3 protein-coding genes and 1 pseudogene are annotated in these 4,629 nt (G+C 68.0%); all 4 read left to right on the plus strand.

What is annotated here, in order from left to right; all coding sequences use genetic code 11:
• Positions 1 to 402 (plus strand): annotated as a pseudogene (locus tag B447_RS21385) (steroid 3-ketoacyl-CoA thiolase); the annotation flags it as partial.
• A 19-nt stretch (positions 403 to 421) separates the two neighbouring features.
• Complete coding sequence (locus B447_RS21390) at positions 422 to 1,189, plus strand: 3-hydroxyacyl-CoA dehydrogenase (RefSeq protein WP_002925942.1); 768 nt, start codon at positions 422 to 424, stop codon at positions 1,187 to 1,189.
• Positions 1,190 to 1,250: 61 nt separating this feature from the next.
• Complete coding sequence (locus B447_RS21395) at positions 1,251 to 2,822, plus strand: acyl-CoA synthetase (RefSeq protein ID WP_198291853.1); 1,572 nt, start codon at positions 1,251 to 1,253, stop codon at positions 2,820 to 2,822.
• A 111-nt stretch (positions 2,823 to 2,933) separates the two neighbouring features.
• Complete coding sequence (locus B447_RS21400) at positions 2,934 to 4,535, plus strand: ABC transporter substrate-binding protein (RefSeq protein WP_004248986.1); 1,602 nt, start codon at positions 2,934 to 2,936, stop codon at positions 4,533 to 4,535.
• The last annotated feature ends 94 nt before the right edge of the window (positions 4,536 to 4,629 follow it).

Here is a 4,629-nt window from a genome sequence, read left to right on the forward strand (position 1 = left end):
TGGCGCGAGGCGGCCGAGGCGCTGGGCATCCGGCCGCGCGCGCGCTTCCGCGCCCGCGTCGCGGTCGGCTCCGACCCGGTGATGCAGCTCACCGGGGTGGTCCCGGCGGCGCGCCGCGCGCTGGAGATGGCCGGGCTGTCGATCCACGACATGGACTGGATCGAGGTCAACGAGGCCTTCGCCAGCGTGGCGCTGTGCTTCGTGCGCGAGTTCGCGCCCGACATGGACCGCTTCAACCCCTGGGGCGGCGCCATCGCCCACGGCCACCCGCTGGGCGGAACGGGCGCCGGCCTGATGGCCAAGATGCTCGCCGGCCTCGAACAGCGCGACGGCCGCTTCGGGCTGCAGGTCATGTGCATCGGCCACGGCATGGCCACCGCCACCATCATCGAACGCATCTGAGACACAAGGAGCACACGCAATGAAGATCGCAGACTCGGTATTCCTGATTACCGGCGGCGCCTCCGGCCTGGGTGCGGCCACCGCGCGCATGGTGGTCGAAGGTGGCGGCAAGGTGGTGCTTGCCGACCTCAACGACGAGGCGGGCAGGGCGCTGGCGGCCGAACTCGGCGCGGCGGCCTGCTTCGTGCGTACCGACGTCACCGACGAGGCGTCGACGCAGGCCGCGGTCGATGCCGCGGTGAAGGGCTTCGGCGGCCTGCACGGTCTGGTGTGCTGCGCTGGCGTGGCACCGGGCGAGAAGGTGGTGGGCAAGGAAGGCCCGCACCGCCTGGACAGCTTCGTGCGCGGGGTGACGATCAACCTCGTCGGCACCTTCAACCCGATCCGCCTTGCCGCCGACGCCATGAGCAAGGCCGCGCCGAACGCGGAGGGCGAGCGCGGCGTGATCGTCACCACCGCCTCGGTCGCCGCCTTCGACGGCCAGATCGGCCAGGCGACCTATTCGGCCTCCAAGGCCGGCGTGGTCGGCATGACCTTGCCGATCGCGCGCGAGCTGGCACGCTACGGCATCCGCGTCATGAGCATCGCCCCCGGCATCTTCGAGACGCCGATGCTGCGCGGCCTGCCGCAGCAGGTGCAGGATTCGCTCGGCCAGATGGTGCCTTTCCCCTCGCGCCTGGGCCGCTCCAGCGAGTATGCGCAGCTGGTGAAGTCGATCTGCGAGAACCCGATGCTCAACGGCGAGGTCATCCGCCTGGACGGCGCGATCCGCATGGCGGCCAAGTAAGCCCGCTTGCCCGCGTACGATGGGGGTGCCTGCGGGCACCCCGCAAGCACTGAATGAGGACATGAGCATGACCGCAGCACACCAAACAGCCATTCCCGCCGATGTCCGCCGTGCCGGGCGCAATCTGATCGGCGACGCCTTCGCGCGCTCGGTACGCCGTAACCCCGAGCGCGAGGCGCTGCGCTTCGAGGGCCGCAGCTGGCGCTACGCCCAGCTCGAGCGTGCTGCCAACCGTGTCGCCAACCGCCTGCTGGCGCTGGGCCTCAAGGCTGGCGACCGCGTCGCCGCCTATGGCCGCAACTCGGACGCCTACGTGCTGCTGTGGCTGGGCTGCGCCAAGGCCGGCCTGATCCACGTGCCGATCAACTACGCCCTGCTCGATGCCGAACTGCACTACATCGTCGCGCAGTCCGGCGCGCGCGCGCTGTTCTGTGATGCCGACATGGCGACCCACGTCGAGGCGCTGGGCTCCACGCTGTCCTGCGAGTGGCGCGGCACGCTGCAGGGCGGGCAGGACCGCGACATCCTCTCCTGGGCCCAGGCTGGCGGCGACGACATTGCGCCGGAACTCGAGCTCGACGAGGAGAGCATCGTCCAACTGCTCTACACCTCCGGCACCACCGCCGCGCCCAAGGGCGCGATGATGAGCCACCGTGCCCTGCTGGCCGAGTACACCAGCACGCTGCTGGCGACCGACATCCGCGGCGAGGACTGCTCGCTGGCCGCGCTGCCGCTGTATCACTCGGCGCAGATGCACGTATTCCTGATGCCGCAGCTGCTGGTGGGCGCCACCACGCTGCTGATCCAGGCACCGCAGCCCGAGCGCTGCTTCGAGCTCATCGCGCAGGAAGGCGTCACCTCCTTCTTCGCGCCGCCGACGGTGTGGATCGCCTTCCTGCGCCACCCGGCCTTCGATCCGGCACACCTGGCCTCGCTGCAGAAGGGCTATTACGGCGCCTCGATCATGCCGGTGCCGGTCGTGCACGAACTGGCAGCCAAGCTGCCGGCGCTCAAGCTCTACAACTGCTACGGCCAGAGCGAGATCGCGCCGCTGGCCACGGTGCTGCGCCCCGAGGAGCATGCCGAGCGCCCGGCCTCTGCCGGACGGCCGATCTTCAACGTCGAGACGCGCATCGTCGACCCCGACCTGAACGATGTGCCGGCCGGCGAGATGGGTGAGATCGTGCACCGCTCGCCGCAGCTCATGAGCGGCTACTGGGGCAAGCCGGACGAGACCGCGGCCAGCTTCAAGGACGGCTGGTTCCGTTCCGGCGATGTCGGCTACATGGACGAGGCGGGCTATCTCTACATCACCGACCGCATCAAGGACATCATCAAGACCGGTGGCGTGGTGGTGGCGAGCCGCGAGGTCGAGGAGTGCCTCTACACCCATCCGGCCGTGGCCGAGGTGGCGGTGATCGGTCTGCCCGATGAGCGCTGGATCGAGGCAGTGACGGCGGTGGTGGCGCTGAAGCAGGGTGCGCGGGCGACCGCGGATGAGCTGGTTGCCCACGTCCATGCCCGTCTGGCAGCGTTCAAGGTGCCCAAGCGCGTGTTCTTCGTCGATGACATGCCGCGCAACGCATCGGGCAAGCTGCTCAAGCGCGAACTGCGCGTGCGCTACGCTGGCTAGCCGCCTAGCGGTAAACCCGTGGCGGTGGTCACCGCGCTTTGCTGCGCGGGCAGTCGGTGCAACAATCGGACGGTAATTGCATCCATGTACGCCCACCTGGAGATGACGTCGATGAAGCTACCCCGCCTTGCCGCCACGCTGCCCCTTGCCCTCGGTGCCTGCGCAGTCCTCGCCACCTTCTCCACGCCGGTCGCGGCCCAGACCGTGCGCTGGGCGGCGGCGGGCGACGCCCTGACCATGGATCCGCATTCGCAGAACGAGGGCCCGACCCATGTCATGAACCACCAGGTCTATGACTCTCTGGTGTTCCGCGACCAGGACATGAAGCTCGCGCCCCGCCTGGCCACTTCCTGGCGCATCACCGATGACCCCAGCGTGTGGGAGTTCAAGCTGCGCGAGGGGGTGAAGTACCACAACGGCAACCCCTTTACTGCCGACGACGTGGTGTTCTCGATCATGCGCGCCAAGCACGAGAACTCGGACATGAAGGGGCTGCTGACCAGTGTGGTCGAGGTGATCAAGGTCGACGACCACACGGTGCGCATGCGCACGGACGGCCCCAATCCGCTGCTGCCCAACAACCTCACCAACCTCTTCATCATGGACAGGGAGTGGGCCGAGGAGAACAAGGTCACGCTGCCGCAGAACTACAAGGCCGGCGACGAGACCTTCGCGGTACGCAATGCCAATGGCACCGGCCCCTTCCGGCTGGCCAAGCGCGAGCCCGACGTGCGCACCGAACTCGAGCGCAATGAGGACTACTGGGGCATGGGGACCTTCCCGATGGAGGTCAGCAAGGTGGTGTTCACCCCGGTGCGTTCGGCGGCCACGCGCGTTGCGGCGCTGCTGTCGGGCGAGGTGGACTTCCTGCTCGACCCGCCGGTACAGGACCTCGAGCGCCTGTCCGCCGCCAAGGGCCTTGTGGTGCGCTCAGGGCCCGAAAACCGCACGATCTTCCTTGGCATGCAGCAGGCCCTGCCCGAACTGCGCAGCTCGGACGTGAAGGGCAAGAACCCGTTCGCTGACAAGCGCGTGCGCGAGGCGATGAACATCGCCATCAACCGCGAGGCGGTCAAGCGCGTGGTGATGCGCGGCCAGTCGGTGCCCGCGGGTATCGTCGCGCCGCCCTTCATCGACGGCTACAACAAGGCGATGGACGTGGTGCCGGCAACCGACGTCACGCGCGCCAAGGCGCTGCTTGCCGAGGCGGGCTACCCCAATGGCTTCTCGGTGACGCTCGCCTGCCCGAACGATCGCTACGTCAATGACGAGGCAATCTGCCAGGCGGTGACCGGCATGTTCGGCCAGATCGGCGTGCGCGCCCGCCTCAGCGCCCAGCCCAAGAGCATCCACTTCGCCGAACTGCCCAAGGGCGAGTACGACCTCTACATGCTTGGCTGGGGCGTGCCGACGATGGACTCGCACTACGTCTTCCACTACCTGTTCGAGACCAAGACCGACAAGGGCGGCTCGTGGAACTTCACCGGCTACAGCAGCCCGCGTGTCGACGAGCTGATCGGCGCGATGACGCGGGAGGTCGATCCCGGCACGCGCGCGGGCATGGTCGCCGAGGTGTGGAAGACGGTGCAGGACGACGTCGTCTATCTGCCGATCCACCACCAGATGCTGAACTGGGCGATGAAGGACAATATCGACTTCCCGGTGCAGTCCGAGAACTATCCCTACTTCAAGCTGCTTAAGTTCAAGAAGTGAGGGGCGTGAGGTGCCGTCGCCTTCAACGTCTCGCGGCTGGCGCCGCTCCTGCGGGGTACGCCGAGCGGGCCTCGCTGTAGGAGCGGCGCAAGCC

This window comes from Thauera sp. 27, from assembly GCF_000310125.2.
GTDB classification, from domain to species: domain Bacteria; phylum Pseudomonadota; class Gammaproteobacteria; order Burkholderiales; family Rhodocyclaceae; genus Thauera; species Thauera mechernichensis.